The sequence below is a fragment of the Bacteroides sp. L008 genome (assembly GCF_040812255.1).
Lineage (GTDB): Bacteria > Bacteroidota > Bacteroidia > Bacteroidales > Bacteroidaceae > Bacteroides > Bacteroides vicugnae.
This window is the reverse complement of record NZ_JBFNXO010000001.1, coordinates 4,763,469-4,780,525: the sequence shown is the minus strand read 5'-3', so window position 1 is coordinate 4,780,525 and position 17,057 is coordinate 4,763,469. Positions and strand designations below refer to the sequence as shown.

Sequence of the window (17,057 nt, the reverse complement as noted above, 5' to 3'; positions counted from 1 at the left end):
TTTATAGTGTAACATTTAAACCGAATGTAAAACTCTTAAGCACCGGACGGCCGTTATAATCTTGACCTGCTTCCGGATCCCATCCTTTCCAATTCGTAAAAGTCAAAAGATTCTTTCCCGTTACATAAAGATTCACATTCTCAATACCAACTGATTTTGTCCAGTTTTTAGGAAGATTATATCCTAAAGTAATATCTTGCAAACGAACAAAGTTACGCTGTTGATAACGAGTCGGATTGATAGTCGGTGCTTGACTGTATCGCGCATAAGTTGCATTAGGATTACTCGGTGACCAATAGTCTGCTCCCATTTCACTTATTCTGTTGTATAAACGATGATTAACATCTCCTCTGTTCAAAGAACCCGAGTTAGCCTGCATATATCCATCTTTACCTCCTTGTACTGAATTTATGAAGAAGCTAAAAGTAAGATCTTTATAACGGAATTTATTCATTATACCAAAACGGTAGGCAGGATCCTTTTTTCCAAGAATTATACGGTCATCAACTGTAATTCCTTCTTTACCATCAGTATCTACAATCCTATAATTTCCTGGGTGATAACCTGTAGGAATCTCGTCATTAAGCTGCCATATACCATCTATCTGATAGTTATAAATAGCAGAGATCGGTTCTCCTATAAAAAGGTTACTTGACGTTAAATCATCCTCTTTTCCGTCCCCATCAGCGTCTTTACCGAATAGAGTAATAATTTTATTTCTATTAGCAGATATATTAAATGTTGTACTCCATTCAAAATCTCGAGTAGTAAAATTATGAGAAGTAATGATAAATTCCACACCTTTATTCCTTATTTTACCAATATTCGAACTAACAGAGCCAAAACCGGTAATAGTAGGAATGGTCATATCATAAAGCAAATCACGGGTGGTAGTTTGATAGAGCTCCAATGAACCATTAATTCTGTTATTTAATATAGAAAAGTCAAGCCCCAAATTTATACCGGCTGTCTTTTCCCATTTCAAATCACCATTTCCCATGGTTGTTACTCTTTGAGCATTTTCAGTCTCCCCTCCATCACCAAATACATAACCGGGATCAACATTTGTTTTAGATAATGATTTATAACGAGATGTCTGGTTACCACTGATACCCCAACCTCCACGTAATTTCAAATTATTAATCCAACCAATCTTAAACCACTCTTCTTCTGACATTACCCAACCTAAAGCAACAGATGGGAATATTGCTGTTTTGTTATTCTCTCCAAAACCAGAAAAGCCATCCCGACGCACTGTAGCAGTTAACAAATAACGATCTTTAAATTTATAATTCACACGAGCCATTTGATACAACAAAGCTTCACTCCATGCATTCGACTCAACAAACTGATCTGTTCCTGACTCCAATGCATCAAAGCCAAGTGATAAACGCAAGAATTTTTTCGCTGAAGCAGAAGTATAACTTTCCTTACGTTCACTGGCACCATAAAGTAAAGTCGCTGCAATACTATGTTCACCAAACACAGCACTATAATTCAATATATTATCAAAAGTCCAGTCATAATAAGTGGTATGATGTTTATAAGCCTCTCCTTTCATACTTGCCCCATACTCATTTGACTGATGATGCTCGTCAATACGATAATTATTACCATAATTGAAACGGTAGGTCAACCCTTTTATCGGTAATTGAACCTCTGCATAGACATTAGCAAAGAAATAATTGTGTCTTTCTTTATCATTAACATCCGATTGCATAAAAGGATTAGTCGCCACAGTATTAAATGGATATAGAACAAGGTCACCTTCTTCATCATATGGTTCAATCATCGGACTCTGTTGTATTAAATTCAGCGGAGTCGGAGAAGCACCATCTTGTTTTACAAAAGAAGCAAATGACTGAACTCCCATTTTCAACCATTTATATGGTTTTACATCCAAATTTACACGGATACTATTTCTTGAAAAATCATCATTGATCAGATATCCCTGCTGTTCCGTATTAGAAAATGAGATTAAATAAGACATTGCATCAGAACCACCGGACACGCTTAAACGGTTCTCAAAAACCGAAGCCGTTTGTGTACCTTCATCCCACCAACTGTAATCTTTTGCAGAAATTCCATCAGGCTGAGAACTATCAAGCATTGTTGGAGCTGGAAGATAATCCGCAAGATTGAAATCAGGATTAGGTGTTGTATAATCCGGACCTATATAAGCTTTGTCATAATAGAATTCCCTTGTAAAGTCTAAAAATTCTTGACGGTTCATTGGCCGAAGATCTTTTGTCGGGCTAGAAATTGTATAAGACGAAGAAAAATCAACTTTTGTACCTCCCGTCTTTCCTCTCTTAGTAGTAATCAATAATACTCCGTTAGCAGCCTGAGCACCATAGACCGCAGTAGCACTTGCGTCTTTCAAGACATCAATAGACTCAATATCGTTTGGATTGATAGAAGATAAGGAATTATTATATATAATACCATCCAAAACAATTAATACACTCTCGCTTCCGGACAATGTATTCTTACCACGTATTTGTATACTAGGAGAAGAACCTGCCGCAGTCACCTGCCCGACATTCAGTCCAGGCACAGTACCTTGTAACGACTGTAATATATTCGTATTTGGAGATTTCTCAAAGTCTTTGATGTTAGCACTAATCACCGCCCCTGTTAAATCGGATTTCTTCATAGAACCATATCCGATAACGACAACCTCATCAAGCATTTCATTATCTGAATGCATACGTAAGTTTAAAAAATGTTGATCTTTAATGGTAATAACCTGCTTCTTATATCCCACATAAGATATTTCTAATATGGTTCCATTCGAAACAGATATAGTAAAATTTCCACTTACATCCGTTATTGTACCATCCTGAGTCCCCTTCGCTGCAATAGTAACCCCGATCAACTCTTCACCAGTAGCATCATCAACTACTTTTCCTGATATTTTTCGCTTATTCTGCTGAATACCCGATGAAGAACCTTTACCGACTTCCATCATTGAAGTAGCTTCTTCGTCAAGAAACCTCATCTCTGATTTTGCATCTGCCGGTATCATCCCCAAACACAAACAACAAACAAATAAAAATTTATATACTTTCATAGTAAAGAAGTAATTAAATTAAACAAACAAATATTAGCATATGTTACTATACTTAACATTACAAATAATCTTTGCAATTTTGCGTATAAATACATTCATACATTTTACAGATAAACAATATATTTACAATAATATTAAAATGAACTATTTTCAATACACTGAATTTCATGTAACGATTCCTCAACAAAATACTTATAGTACTTGTCGAAAGAAATAGAGAAAACAACTAAATATTGCCTACAAACATTGCAGCGACAAGAGGGCCCACTAATTAGCTACAAACGTTATCAATCTATTAAGGAAATGTAGATCATATCCGATTTAGAGTCGAAGACAATTATTCATATTGCCAAAGAACCACTGGAGTCATTGTTACATCAATCATAGCCTCCACATCAAATATAAATTTCGATAAACATATTAAAACATAAAGTTATATCAAACCTGAACTAGAACTCAGAAACAAAAATTGTCCGACTCATCATCTAGTAAGATTCAATAAATCCTGCCAATTCAATATATTTCCTGTAAAGTGCCTCATAAACGAGAGAATATCTCTCATTTGGTTTATATTCTACCTCAATATCCGAACCCATACATTTTACAGCTTCATTAATATCAGAGTATACTCCTGCCGCAACAGCAGCAAACATGGCTGCTCCTAAAGCACAAGCCTGTTCAGAACGAAGTACACGAATAGGCATATTCAACACGTCTGCCAATGTCTGCATCACGAATGGAGCCTTTTTGGTAATACCACCTATAGCATTGACAGAGTCGATATGTAATCCTTGCTCTTTCATATGTTCTACAATACGTCGAGAACCGAATGCAGTAGCCTCTACCAATGCACGAAACATTTCTGGAGCCGTACTACCTAGAGTTAATCCAGCGATGGCTCCTTTTACATTCTGATTCGCATCGGGAGTACGACGTCCATTCATCCAGTCCAAAGCGATAACACTATTTTCAGACGGTTTAATACTCTGAGCTTCTTTAGTCAATTCTACCAGCACATCATTCAATGCTTTCTGTTTCGTCTTTTCATCAGGAATATTTTTTAATGTCCATGACAACAGATTCTTAAACCAAGCATATATATCTCCAAATGCTGATTGTCCAGCCTCAAAACCTATAAATCCCGGAAGCACCGAACCGTCAACCTGTCCACAGATTCCCTTAATACAATGCCTCCCTATTTCAGTCTTTCTACCCACCATAATATCACAAGTAGATGTACCCATGATGCGGACCAGTACTCCCGGCGCTATTGATGCCCCAACAGCTCCCACATGGGCATCTAATGCCCCGACAGCCACAGAAATTCCTTCAGGCAATCCAAGTTTGTCTGCCCATTCCACAGTCAATGTACCTGCTTTCGTGTCACTAGTATAAGTCCTTGTAAACAAATGTGGCAGCATCTCTTTCAGTGCGGGACTCAGGTTTTCAAGAACCTCACCAGAAGGGAGTCCCCAACTCTCATGCCACATTGCTTTATGGCCTGCGGCACAACGACTACGAAGAATTTGTTCTGGAATAGTATTACCTGTTACTAATCCAGTCATCCAATCACAATGTTCTACCCAAGCATAAGCAGCATCTTTTATTACACTGTTTGTATTAATAATATGCAAAACCTTTGCCCATACCCATTCAGATGAATAGGTACCACCCTCATAAAGCAAATAATTAAGATTATGTTCTTTTATAAACGCATTGATCTGTGCAGCTTCATGGATAGCCGTATGATCTTTCCAAAGAATAAACATAGCATCCGGCTCTTCTTCGAACTCAGGTCGCAAAGCTAACGGCATTCCTGTGTTATCTGTTAAAGCAGGAGTACTACCAGTTGTATCAAAACATAACCCACAGATAGCAGCTACTTCTTCTTTATCCAGATTGGATAGAGCTATATGTACCGCTTCTATCATAGACTCAATATAATCCAATGGGTGCTGACGATAACGGCTATCGCGTGCATCACAATAAAGACCGGCCTTCCAACGTGTATAAAAGCTTACTCCAACAGCTACTTCGTGACCATTGAAGGCATCCACTATCAGTGCGCGGCAAGAATCAGTCCCAAAATCAAGACCAATAACATATTTCTTTTTAAATTCCATAGTCCAGACCTTTATTTAATAGCCGACTCTTGTTTTCTTGCAACAAAGAATCCATAATAAGCAATCACAGCAAAAGCAATACCTGGAACAACGTACGCTGCCATAATACTACCCGTCTGATCAGAAACAATACCCTGTATTTGAGTCAAAACGGCTGCACCAGCAATAGCCATTACCATAAACGAGCCGCCGATCTTCGTATCATTACCCAGTCCGGTAAGACCAAAACCATAAATAGTCGGGAACATCAATGACATACAACCGGAAATACCCATCAAACAATAGACCCCAAAACTACCCTTCCCTAACATAGTGCCCAAACAGAAGATAACAGCAAGAAGAGCAAGCCCAATCAACAGTTTATAAGCTCTCACATATTTCATCATTGCAGTACAAACAAATCTCATAATTACAAAGAGAATAAGTGACATGATATAGTAAGTAGCTCCAGCCTGCTCTGCTGTACGCGGTAATAGATCATCTAACCCAAGCCATTCACATCCGTCATAAAATGCTGCAGCCACAGGTTCAATACCACGCAACGCATTAACCACAGCATCAGCAGAAGCAGAATCCCCTAACGAAGCCAATACACCATCAAAATCCAGCTGTACCATAGCATAACGAATCACAAATGACCACACAGCTATTTGTGCACCTATATTAAAAAACTGTGCAACTACGCCCCATACATAATTCTTATTTTTTATCAAACGGCGAAGGGTAGCTCCAAACTCCACCTTTTCCCCTTTTTCACTAAGATTGGGCATTTTAGTGAATCGAATAACAAGCAGAAGTGCCAACATTAGCAAACCAAGCACCACATAAGCTGTAGTAACAGCATTCAACTCCTGCCCCTGAATGGCAGCTAATTCCTCCACCGGAAGCTGTGCCCGTTCGGTCGCTGTCATTCCATTCAATTGTGAAAGAATAAAAATCTGACTGATTACCACCCCTGTAATTGCCCCAAATGGATTGAATGCCTGTGACAAGTTCAAGCGCCTCGTTGCAGTACTTTCAGGACCAATTGATAATACATAAGAATTTGCAGATGTCTCCAAAACTGAAAGCCCCGCAAAAAGAACAAAGATTGCCAGCAAATACATAAAGAAGCTGAAATCAATATTTACTCCCGAACTAAGCATCGCCGGATAAAACAATAAAGCACCAAGCGCATATAAACCAAGTCCAAGCATTACACCAGATTTATAAGTATATTTCTTGATAAATAAAGCACCAGGAACAGCACAGCATCCATATCCCAATAAATAACATACGACCTGTATCCAAGCTGTTTTTGAGTCACTCATACTCATAATACGCTTGAAAGCTGCCAGCATAGTATCTGTAAGATTATTCGGCACAGCCCAGGCAAAGAAAAGCGTAGTTAGCAGAATGAATGGAAACAGGAGTCCTCTTGGTATTATTTTATTTGATTCCATACAAGTTATTTTATATAGTTATCCTATTGAAACTTTGTTTTTATTACATCTAAGTCCGCTCCAAATAAATTCTTTACAATAGGAGCTAGCTGTTTATCCTCACCTTGTATATGAACCACTTTCTGTATATGAACCAATGATGCACCTGGAACCAACTCTGCACCAGGAGAAGATGTTTCAATCTCATAGAAAGGTCCCATAATAGAGCCGTCTTCTACCGGGCCATCATTATAAGAATTGATTACATCACCAGCAAATGGATCCTCCTGATCTCCCCACTGTCCATTGACATAAGTTGAAGGAGTTTCCGGAAGATTACACCATAAGATAGTAAGCACCCCTTTCGATGAATCATAACTTCCACACAAACTCGTTGCACGTGAAGCAGGCAAACCTAATTTAGAACGATAAAGTCCGTCAATCTTAAAATAAATAATTCCATTCTCCTTTATCAACCTTTCTTCAGGAATTTTGCCAAAATACTCATCATTCACAATTACCCCTTCTGCATCTTGTTTATAAGGAATGAATACGGTAGTAGTTGACGTCGGATTAAAACAGCCAAGCATCCATACTGATATTAGCCCTTTTTCTTTTGTCCATGCCTTATTTCCTGTATTGGTAATCTTATTTTCACTTTTATAGGCCACAACTTTCATATCGTTCGTAAGTTGGATATTAAAATCTGCAGCTACTTCATCCATACTCATCAACGATACAGTACGATCAATATTTATGTCAAAAGTAGTACCTGAAGCATTTACTAAACGTGTATCTTTCACAAAACGAATACTGTTATTGTTTTGTGATTTAATATTGAAAGACTCTGTGTCAAGTACTGCAGGAACCACCCAATTATCATAAACCTGTTCTTGTCCTTCCTTAAAATAAAGTGAGAACGGACCGCCTTCAGGTCCGAGCCAGAAACGTTCTTCACCGCCTACCGGGTTAAACTGTGTACTCGGTTTTCCTTCACTTATAAAGCGGTAATTAATCCAGCCATAGCTATCCCCCTCATCGCCGGAAGCAGAAGTAGTCATAACACGACCTTGCCATGCCGGTATAACCATAACTTTAGCATTTCCGTCAGCAGATACTAATTCAGTATATTCAATGCCATATTTTTTTAAGAATTCAGCATCGTAAGCATAACTTCCCATCTTTATTTCATTTTGTCCGCTGCATGATACAAGTATTGTAGTTGTACCTATCAGCAAAGTTTTCTTTAGTTTGGTTGACTTCAACATAACACTCACTTATTTATAGAGAGGCCCATAATTCTTGCAAGCCCTATAATCACTTCCTTCCGTATCTTCACCAAAAGCAACCCATGCACTAGGACGGAAAATGTTTTCCTCAGAAACGTTATGCATACATACCGGAATACGAAGCATAGAAGCTAAAGTAATCAAATCAGCGCCGATATGCCCATAACTGATAGCACCATGATTGGCTCCCCAATTATTCATAACAGTATATACATCACGGAAATATCCTTTACCTGTCAGACGCGGAGCAAAAAAAGTAGAAGGCCAGGTACGATCAGTACGTTCATTAATCGCATTAAAGACATCCTCATCCAGATTTACAGCCCATCCTTCAGCAATCTGCAATACCGGCCCCTGTCCTTTCACCAAATTCAGACGGCACATGGTTACAGGCATTTCACCACGAGTCAAAAACTGAGAAGAGTAACCACCCCCACGCATATATTCACGACTTGCCGGATACCATTTAGTTGCTACAAGGCAAGCTTCCATTTCTTCTTCCGTTATCTCCCAGAAAGGTTTCATAACCGGCTTGCCTTCACGGGTTTGACAGCCTGTTCCATCAAGAGTACAAGAGCCTGAGTTTATAAGATGAATAAAACCATTCTCCGCTTTACCCTCCAGCTTCTTCCCCGTCACACGTTCTACAGCATTTGGACTCCAATACGTACGTACATCTGCAAATATTTGTGCAGTATTGGTTAATAGATGATTAAATAACATGGAAGCACAATTCAACGTATCGTTTTCTGTAGCAAAAGTAAATGCCTCACGAATACCATTCCAATCAAAAGAAGTATTCAGAATGGCTTCTGAAAAATCCCCATCAGGTTTATAATCTGTCCATTGGCGTTGTCCCTGAAAACCTGCTGCAATTGCATTATGTCCCATAGCCTCTTCCTTGAATCCCATTTCAGCTAGTTTAGGATTACCGATCATCATATCACGGAAGATAAGAGTCATTTTCACTACATATTCCCAACGTGCATCTTTTTCTTCACGCGAATACACCAAGTGATCCGGATTAAAGTCAATCCCCTCATTGCTCTTACAATATTTCTCTGTCCATGCCATAGCACGTTCAAATTCTTCATGATCATAGATACCCAACTGTACACGACGTTCAATCTCACTAGCATCCACATATTCATTACGCATACCCAAGTATTCTTGAAAAAAATCCGGATTAGGGATGGAACCTGCGATACCCATAGAAACACTACCTATTGAAAGATAAGACTTTCCTTTCATCGTAGCTACAGCTATACCTGCACGAGCAAAACGTAACAATTTTTCCTGCACATCTTCCGGTATCTCCGTATTCGTCACCTCCTGCACATCACGTCCATAAATACCAAAGGTTGGTAACCCTTTCTGTGTATGTCCAGCTAACGCAGAAGCCAAATAAACTGCTCCCGGACGTTCCGTACCATTAAAGCCCCAAATAGCCTTTGGCATTTCTCCATCCATATCAATAGTCTCAAATCCATAACACCAACAAGGAGTTACAGAAAGTACCACACCAACTCCATTATTACGGAATTTTTCCGCTGCCATAGCTGCTTCAGCTACTCCACCGATAGTAGTATCTGCTATAACACACTCTATTGGAGTACCATCACTATGACGAAGCACAGAAGAATAAAGCTCAGCTACTTTATGAGCCATAGCCATCGTCATATCTTCCAATGACTCACGAATACCGCCACGACGGCCGTCAATTATAGGCCGGATACCAATTTTCGGCTTTCCACCAATTAATCTTGAATTTCTCATGGTTTAACAAATTATCTCAGGTTAATATATCAAATTAACTAAATCGTTTAAGCAGTTTAAGTAAAAAAAAATCAAGCAAGCATTTCAACAAGCTCTCCTTCGGCAAGTACAGACTGCACAGTATTCCCATTATCCATACTATCTATTAATATTTCAAGTGATTTTTGTGCTAATATATCTATTGGTTGTCGAATATAAGAAATAGGTACATTGAAAAAATCAAATACCGGATTACCATCAAACCCAGCTAAACCTATTTTTTCAATCACATCCTTATCCATATCTTTTATCGTATACAAACAAGATAATGAAATCATGTTAGTAGCAAATAAGAAAGCGTCCGCACCACTATCAATCATTTTAGGAAGTAAACGATCCGCTGATTTCTTTGGCGTATTCTGTTTCAAGAAAGCCACATTTATCAAATTTCTCTTACCAACATCACTCATAGCCTTTTTATAACCACGAACACGCTCCTTCATATGAATAAGATCAACATCATAGGCTACCATACATGGGGCATTATATCCCACATCTAAAAGATGTTTGGTTAAAACATAGGAAGCATTAAAATTATTCAGGGCAACGTAACTTACATTGATTTCAGAAAAATAACGGTCGAATAAAACAAGAGGAATATTATTATGAACAAGAGAAGATATAATTTTCTCAGAGCCCTCACAAGGAACAATTATCAATCCGTCTACACCTTTATTAATAAGACTACCAACAACACGGTCCATTTTATCCTTGTTTTCATCCGAGCTTCCAAAAAGCACTGTATAATTTCGCTTAGCAGCCTCATCTTCGAGCACACGTGCCAATTGAGAAAAAAACGGGTTGGAAATATCAGAAACCACCAATCCAATCGTTTCTGTTTTGCCGCTCCGGAGACTCTTTGCGGCAAGATTAGGCTGATAGTTCATTTCATTAGCTATTTTCAATATCCGCTGAGCAGTTTCTTCCCCCACCCGGTATTCCTTCTTCTTACCATTCAGTACGAAGGAAACCAGTGCTGTTGAAACTCCAGCAGCTTCAGCAATATCTTTTAGCGATATTTTTTTTAGTGATGACATATATTTGCATTATGTTTTTGCTATAAAATAGCATTATACTTTCAGGTTATATCTTGAATTAGCAACACCTATCGTGTTCTCACGGTGCAAATATAAATATAAAAATTAGATTTACAAATTATTTTGCTAATTCGTTATAACATTAAAAGAAAAAAAAGAAGTCGGCACTTCTTACAGAATTAATTTCCTCCTTCTTTTATTCAATCAAGGCCTTTTATTACACTGATATCATCTATTTATATCGCTAAGATGAACAAAGTTCTATACTATATATATTCAAAACAGAATCCAGATACTTTCTTTGCATCTGGATTCTATATTCTTATCTATACAATATGGTGAACAGGGGTTATAATCCGAGCAACAACAGATGAGTTATCCATTTTTTAGCTAAGTAGTTAATCCGATTTCTTACTCTAAACTTTTGCAAATCTCCGCATTCACCCTCTTCAAATTCTGTTCATCCAACTTAATTACTTTACGATCGTATGTTATTAATCCGTTTACTTCTATTTCAACGTCCATAGTCTGCGTATAAACAGCAGCCGAAAATCCACGCGCAATCATTTCCTTCAGCATATCAGCATACTTCAGATACTCATCAGTAGCTTCTTTAGAAGTGCCAAACTGAATATATCCCCAATTACGATTTGGTTCCCAAAGATGATTCTTCAGCACCAAGCCAATCCCTCCATACTCTCCGAGTACAGTTGCACGCTGTGCGTCATATAAATACATCTCCGGACCGGGATAATTATGCAAATCAAGCATATCACCACAGGTATAATGATTACCTCCACTAGCAGGATTCACTAAACGGGAAGGATCATATTGCTTTGTCCATTCTGCTATTTCAGGGGTTTTAAATTGCCCCCAAGCCTCATTGAAAGGTACCCATGTGCCAATACAAGGATAAGAGTAAAGGCAGTCGATAATTTCTTTCCATTCTTTACGATAAATAGCCTCTGATTCAGCAGACCGTTTGAATTCTGTTCCCTCAAAATACTTCCGATTCTGCCACTCGGGATTCTTATCGCCACTCGGCATGTCCTGCCACACAATAACCCCTAAACGATCACAATGAGTATACCAACGGGCAGGTTCTACCTTTATATGCTTACGAATCATATTATACCCAAAATCCTTTGTCTTTTGAATATCATATACTAAGGCCTCATCCGAAGGAGCCGTATACAAGCCATCCGGCCACCAGCCTTGATCTAAAGGACCAAATTGAAACAAGTCCTTATTATTCAATTGCAGACGCACAATTCCATTCTTATCACGCTTCGTTGAATATTTACGCATGGCGGCATAGCTCTTAACCTGATCTATCAATTTATTTCCAGAATACAGGTTAATTTCCAGATCATATAAAAACGGAGAATCCGGAGACCACCACTTTACATCAGACGGCATAACAACCTCAACCGGGACACCATTTAGGGAACTTCCGGCAGCTACCATCTGTCCCCCTTCCAGCACCTTCACTTCTAATCTATCTGAAAATTTCTGCTGTTCTGTCATAATCTCTACCATCAGCTTATTCATATCAATATCAGGAGTAGTCTTGATATTGACAATCGACTGAATTGGTACAGGTTCCAGCCAAACGGTCTGCCAAATACCACTGACAGGAGTATACCAGATACCTCCCGGCTTACCAACTTGTTTCCCTCTCGGTTGAGGACCTTTATCAGTCGGATCCCACACTTTCACGACTAATTCATTTTCTCCATTCTGCAAAGCAGGAGTGATATCAAAAGAAAATGGAGTAAACCCTCCTGTATGTTGGCCTACCTTTACCTGATTCACCCAAACATCCGCTTTCCAGTCAACAGCCCCAAAATGCAATAAAATCTTATAGCCTTTCCATTTAGAGGGAAGCGAAAATTTACGTTGATACCAAAGTTCATTCTTCTCACCAAGACTTTTCCCTACTCCGGACAAGCTGGATTCTACAGCAAAAGGAACTAAAATCTGACCATCATAACCTTGCGGCATAGTTTGGCCTACCGGAGTAATAGCATAGTTCCATATCCCATTCAGGTTCATCCAGTCAGTACGTTCCATAATAGGACGGGGATATTCGGGCAATACCTTCTCAACATCCGTTTTCGCTGCCCATTCCGTCATAATTCGTCCGTCAACCGGTTTCCACTGTGCAAACGAATAAATACTATTAACAAGTATCACTAAAGCACATATAATTCTTTTCATCAATATTATCTCTATTAGGAGTTCTTCCACTAAGTTTAATTATTCCAATATAATATCAAACTGATCGTAAGGTGCAGTACGATGCGCCAAATGCCTGGTTAATTTTGAAATTCCAAACAAAGGAGAGTAAGTACGTACTTTGATCGTTTTACCATCCGGCATAAATTCCAGAATGCGAAGCCAGCCATCTCCTCCATTCCCTTCCGGGCCACCACCTACATATTGCACATTGAATGTCATTTGCGAGACATCTTTCCCGACACTATTCTTATCCACCCGATAAGCCACATTATTCTCATATTCACCAGTACCTCTTCCTACATGTCCGCAAAGTACCAGACGAATATTAGCAGAAGGATAAATAAGTTTTTCCCAGATAGACTGCCCCGAGTTTTGTGGAGAAATCTTATACCCATCTTTCGTAATACGCTTATTACCTATATCAAGATAAGAATGAGTGATAAAAATCACCTTATGATTCTTGTACTCCTGCTTATTTACCAAATCTTTCGCCCATTGGAGAACTTCGTCACGAGGTACAAACTCTACTGCTATGACTAAAATCTTCCCCCATCCCGGCTCATCAAACTCAAAAGCCGAGTTCTCTAAAGACGCCCTGCCTTCACGATTAGGGAATTCACTGATACAGATATTCCGCCAGGTAGAATTACGTTCAAAAGGAATATAATCTGGAAAATAAGTACGACCGTTTTCTGCAGCTTTGTATCCATAATCATGATTACCTGCGGCAATGATATAAGGTACCTTGTTATCCAATCTTTTCAAAGCATGAGATGCCGCCTCCCACATTTCACGACTGGTTTGGTTTAGCATCTTACGGTTTAATACATTATTGTCATTTTGTTCCACCAAATCGCCTGTACAAAGGACAGCTTTAATTTTAAGCGGCTCTATATTGTCTGCAATCCATGCGGTACAAAGATCAAAAAGCGGCTGGTTAATATCATACTTGGTATACCCCTGTGGATCACCAAGCAAAATCATAGAAAAGGATTCCGGATCGACCAACTTCTGGGGATCAGCCCGATGCTGCGCCGAGACAGCAGTAGCAGAAGCGCACAATATCCCGACCAATAAATAGTTGAATAGTTTCATAAGTTACTCTTTTTCTTCTTCGTTTTTAAATACAGGTGCACGAGATACGGATGCTGGTGTGCCATTAGTAATATAAGGCCAGCCATCACTGCTCCATTGTATGCGGTCACACATCAATTGACGCCCATTATCTATTTTCGCTTTCTGCCAGGCATGATAGAAGAACCAATCGTTGCCCTCGTCATCCGTGATAATTTCAGAATTGTGTCCGGTTCCGGCAAACAGGTTATTACCCTGCAAAATTACTTCATTATAACTACTATTTTCTTTCATTACAGTTCCGTTTTTACCCACATAAGGACCTTCGATATTTTTAGAACGTCCCACCACTACACGGTATGTACTTCTTTCCTCCTCACAACAGCTACCCGTAGAGCCAAACAAATAATAATAATTCCCGCGTTTATGAACCATGATACCCTCTATTGAAGGTCCCGCTATCTTTTCGGAAACAGCACCTTTAATGGATAGCCCGTCAGCGCTTAACTCTACATAACGGATACCTCCTTCATAACCTTTAGAAGTACTATTATAACTTCCCCAGAAAAGATACTTCTTACCATCATCTTCAAAATAACAAGGGTCGATACACTGCATAGTACCGGAATTGTAGTCAAGAAGTTTTCCGTGATCCGTAAAAGGCCCTACAGGAGAGTCGCTGACCGCTACCCCGATACAACTATTCTTAGGCAAATCCCAGTGCCCGAGAGTATAATAAAGCACATATTTGCCGTTGATATAGTTAATGTCCGGAGCCCACAAGCGAGTGTCCGGCTGCCAGTTCGGTTTTTGCAGAAAAGCTGCCCCAGCATAAGTCCACTGTGTCATATTAGTGGATTTGTAGATTGGAATATAGATATTATCCTGTTGGGTAACGTACAGATAAAAGTTCCCGTCTGCCGCATGGATTATAGTCGGATCAGGCAACTGTTTACCGACTATAGGATTGGAGAATGAAACAGGATTAGGGGTGCTTCCCCCACCCCCATTTCCGTTACCGTTACCCGGACCATCCGGTTGTTCGTCAGAACCACCGGAACATGCCATGATACACAATACTGTTGCAATTAAAAAAGATAATTTTTTCATATATACTTTATTTGTTAAAACTAGAATTAATTTATCCAACCTTCATTCTGTTCCAAATTCGAGTTCATTTCCATCTCCTTGGCAGGTATAGGCCAGCTCCAACACTGGTCGCCTAACCAATACCAAGTATAAGTCGTTTCACCCCACATTTGCATCAGGCCGTTACGATTATTATCAAACTTCTTATCCTTCCATGTTCCCCAACGCAATTCATGGAAATACATAGAATCTTCGCCACCGATTTCCCAATAATACTCATTCCGGATACGTTCACGCAAATCGCTCTGCCCATTGACTTTCGTAGCAGGATAAGCTGCATTATTCAATTCGACATGCCCTGCACGACGTCTTACTTCATTAACACATCTGATTGCTTCACTTTCATGGGTACTTCCCCATTCATTTAGCGCTTCGGCTTTCAGCAGCAATACTTCCGCATAACGTATTAATGGAATATCCAATCCATAAGTATCACGTTCAGTCTGTTCCAGTCCTTCAGGCACAAACTTTCTCCATAGATAGTAAAACTTATCGTTTGTATCAGTACGGATATCAAATGGCTCTGCACTGTCGGAGCCACGATAAGGCCAACGCAATGTATAAGTATGAGCTATTCCCGAAGAAGCGCCATTATATTGTGCGTAAGGGGTAATGATAGCCATTTGCAGACGTGGGTCACGACTTTCATACGCCTTTTTGATACGTGCTTCATTGCCACTATCCAGATATTTGTTCATATCTGCCCCATAGGCAGTCATACGTTCCTTTTCTGCCGCGGATAGCCCGTCACGTAGAAAAAACACCACACGCTCTTTTTCTTTCATCGTACTATACCCCGGCAAGTAATTATCCCAATTAAATTTTTCTCCGGTCGCCGTCTCAAAGGACTCCACAAAATGCGGATTAGGCAAATAGTTATTCCACATAGAACCTGCCGTACAACGGTTGCCGTAAGTGATGTTCCTTGTATTGGAGTAGCCGTATTGCTTGATGCATTGCACAGAGAATATCATTTCTTCACATTGCTCATTTGCTATCTTCAGCAACTGCTTATAACTGGTAGCACCGGACTTAGTATATAACCCAAAACCACAGTCCGCCACAGAACTAAAATCATTAACGGCCGCCTCCCAGTTCTTCTGCCACATATATACTTGTCCGCGTAATGCATAAGCAGCTCCTTTAGTTACCCGTCCATAGTTAGAATCACCCGAATTATATTTGTCCGGTAGACTGGACTCATTCACACAATCTGTCAGATCCTGGAGTACGGCTGCCCAAACATCCGCTTCTGAAGAACGGGCTTTGTTACCGTTTTCGGGACTCGTGATAGCATTCATATATAACGGCACTCCTTTATATAAGATGTTCAAGCGCATATAAGCAAATGCACGCAAGAATTTACATTCAGCGATAGCCCGTTGTTTCTCTTCGACCGACATATCAGGAACCTGACCAATATTATCTATCACATCATTAGCACGATAGATAAAAGTATAAAAACGTTTATAAATATCACTGAACAGACCACTTGAGGGAGTAGCCGCTCCTGTACAATTAGGCATTCGCTTGATCCAGTTCTTGTCCGTATCCATCACAGAGGAATAAGCATCCCATGGAATCCGGTGCGAATCCAGAATGCCGGAGTTAGGACAATATTGATCCAGAAAGACATTATATACGCCGATAACAGCCTGTTCGGCCAAAGTTGCTTTCGTCCAGATACTACTACCGCTTATGTTATTGGTAGGAGTAGTATCTAAAAAGTCCGCACCACATCCAGCCATAGAGAAAGACAGCAAGGCAATAGATGCACATCTTACTAATTTCCGAAATATTTTTATTTTGTTTTCCATCATAAAATCGTTTTAGAA

At 39.5% G+C, this 17,057-nt stretch carries 10 protein-coding genes; all 10 read right to left on the bottom strand.

The features are described 5' to 3' along the window. Window position 1: 1 nt before the first annotated feature. Window positions 2-3,073, bottom strand: a complete 3,072-nt coding sequence (locus AB3G73_RS18485; RefSeq protein ID WP_367745342.1) for a SusC/RagA family TonB-linked outer membrane protein — start codon at window positions 3,071-3,073, stop codon at window positions 2-4. A gap of 485 nt (window positions 3,074-3,558) precedes the next feature. Continuing rightward, window positions 3,559-5,196, bottom strand: coding sequence for a ribulokinase (locus AB3G73_RS18480; protein ID WP_367745341.1), 1,638 nt, complete (start codon window positions 5,194-5,196; stop codon window positions 3,559-3,561). An 11-nt stretch (window positions 5,197-5,207) separates the two neighbouring features. Further along, on the bottom strand, window positions 5,208-6,638 hold the full coding sequence (gene fucP, locus AB3G73_RS18475) for an L-fucose:H+ symporter permease (RefSeq protein WP_367745340.1): 1,431 nt from the start codon (window positions 6,636-6,638) through the stop codon (window positions 5,208-5,210). Between the two features lie 23 nt (window positions 6,639-6,661). Further along, window positions 6,662-7,885 (bottom strand): DUF6786 family protein, encoded by a 1,224-nt coding sequence (locus AB3G73_RS18470; RefSeq protein ID WP_367745339.1) that lies wholly within the window; start codon window positions 7,883-7,885, stop codon window positions 6,662-6,664. A gap of 9 nt (window positions 7,886-7,894) precedes the next feature. Then, window positions 7,895-9,682, bottom strand: a complete 1,788-nt coding sequence (locus AB3G73_RS18465; protein ID WP_367745338.1) for an L-fucose isomerase — start codon at window positions 9,680-9,682, stop codon at window positions 7,895-7,897. A 71-nt stretch (window positions 9,683-9,753) separates the two neighbouring features. Then, entirely contained in the window at window positions 9,754-10,758 is a 1,005-nt protein-coding gene (locus AB3G73_RS18460; protein ID WP_367745337.1) for a LacI family DNA-binding transcriptional regulator, read from the bottom strand. 411 nt (window positions 10,759-11,169) lie between these two features. After that, window positions 11,170-12,978 (bottom strand): glycoside hydrolase family 2 protein, encoded by a 1,809-nt coding sequence (locus AB3G73_RS18455; protein WP_367745336.1) that lies wholly within the window; start codon window positions 12,976-12,978, stop codon window positions 11,170-11,172. Between the two features lie 39 nt (window positions 12,979-13,017). Further along, the gene (locus AB3G73_RS18450; protein WP_367745335.1) at window positions 13,018-14,094 is read right to left on the bottom strand and encodes a metallophosphoesterase; all 1,077 of its coding nucleotides are present in this window, start codon (window positions 14,092-14,094) and stop codon (window positions 13,018-13,020) included. Window positions 14,095-14,097: 3 nt separating this feature from the next. Next, entirely contained in the window at window positions 14,098-15,183 is a 1,086-nt protein-coding gene (locus tag AB3G73_RS18445; protein WP_367745334.1) for a family 43 glycosylhydrolase, read from the bottom strand. A 26-nt stretch (window positions 15,184-15,209) separates the two neighbouring features. Continuing rightward, entirely contained in the window at window positions 15,210-17,039 is a 1,830-nt protein-coding gene (locus AB3G73_RS18440) for a RagB/SusD family nutrient uptake outer membrane protein (RefSeq protein ID WP_367745333.1), read from the bottom strand. Between the last annotated feature and the right edge of the window lie 18 nt (window positions 17,040-17,057).

Excerpts from the sequence above, each read along its gene's own strand:
- AB3G73_RS18485 (WP_367745342.1), bottom strand. The coding sequence starts at position 3,073 with ATGAAAGTATATAAATTTTTATTTGTTTGTTGTTTGTGTTTGGGGATG.
- AB3G73_RS18480 (WP_367745341.1), bottom strand. The coding sequence starts at position 5,196 with ATGGAATTTAAAAAGAAATATGTTATTGGTCTTGATTTTGGGACTGAT.
- fucP (WP_367745340.1), bottom strand. The coding sequence starts at position 6,638 with ATGGAATCAAATAAAATAATACCAAGAGGACTCCTGTTTCCATTCATT.
- AB3G73_RS18470 (WP_367745339.1), bottom strand. The coding sequence starts at position 7,885 with ATGTTGAAGTCAACCAAACTAAAGAAAACTTTGCTGATAGGTACAACT.
- AB3G73_RS18465 (WP_367745338.1), bottom strand. The coding sequence starts at position 9,682 with ATGAGAAATTCAAGATTAATTGGTGGAAAGCCGAAAATTGGTATCCGG.
- AB3G73_RS18460 (WP_367745337.1), bottom strand. The coding sequence starts at position 10,758 with ATGTCATCACTAAAAAAAATATCGCTAAAAGATATTGCTGAAGCTGCT.
- AB3G73_RS18455 (WP_367745336.1), bottom strand. The coding sequence starts at position 12,978 with ATGAAAAGAATTATATGTGCTTTAGTGATACTTGTTAATAGTATTTAT.
- AB3G73_RS18450 (WP_367745335.1), bottom strand. The coding sequence starts at position 14,094 with ATGAAACTATTCAACTATTTATTGGTCGGGATATTGTGCGCTTCTGCT.
- AB3G73_RS18445 (WP_367745334.1), bottom strand. The coding sequence starts at position 15,183 with ATGAAAAAATTATCTTTTTTAATTGCAACAGTATTGTGTATCATGGCA.
- AB3G73_RS18440 (WP_367745333.1), bottom strand. The coding sequence starts at position 17,039 with ATGGAAAACAAAATAAAAATATTTCGGAAATTAGTAAGATGTGCATCT.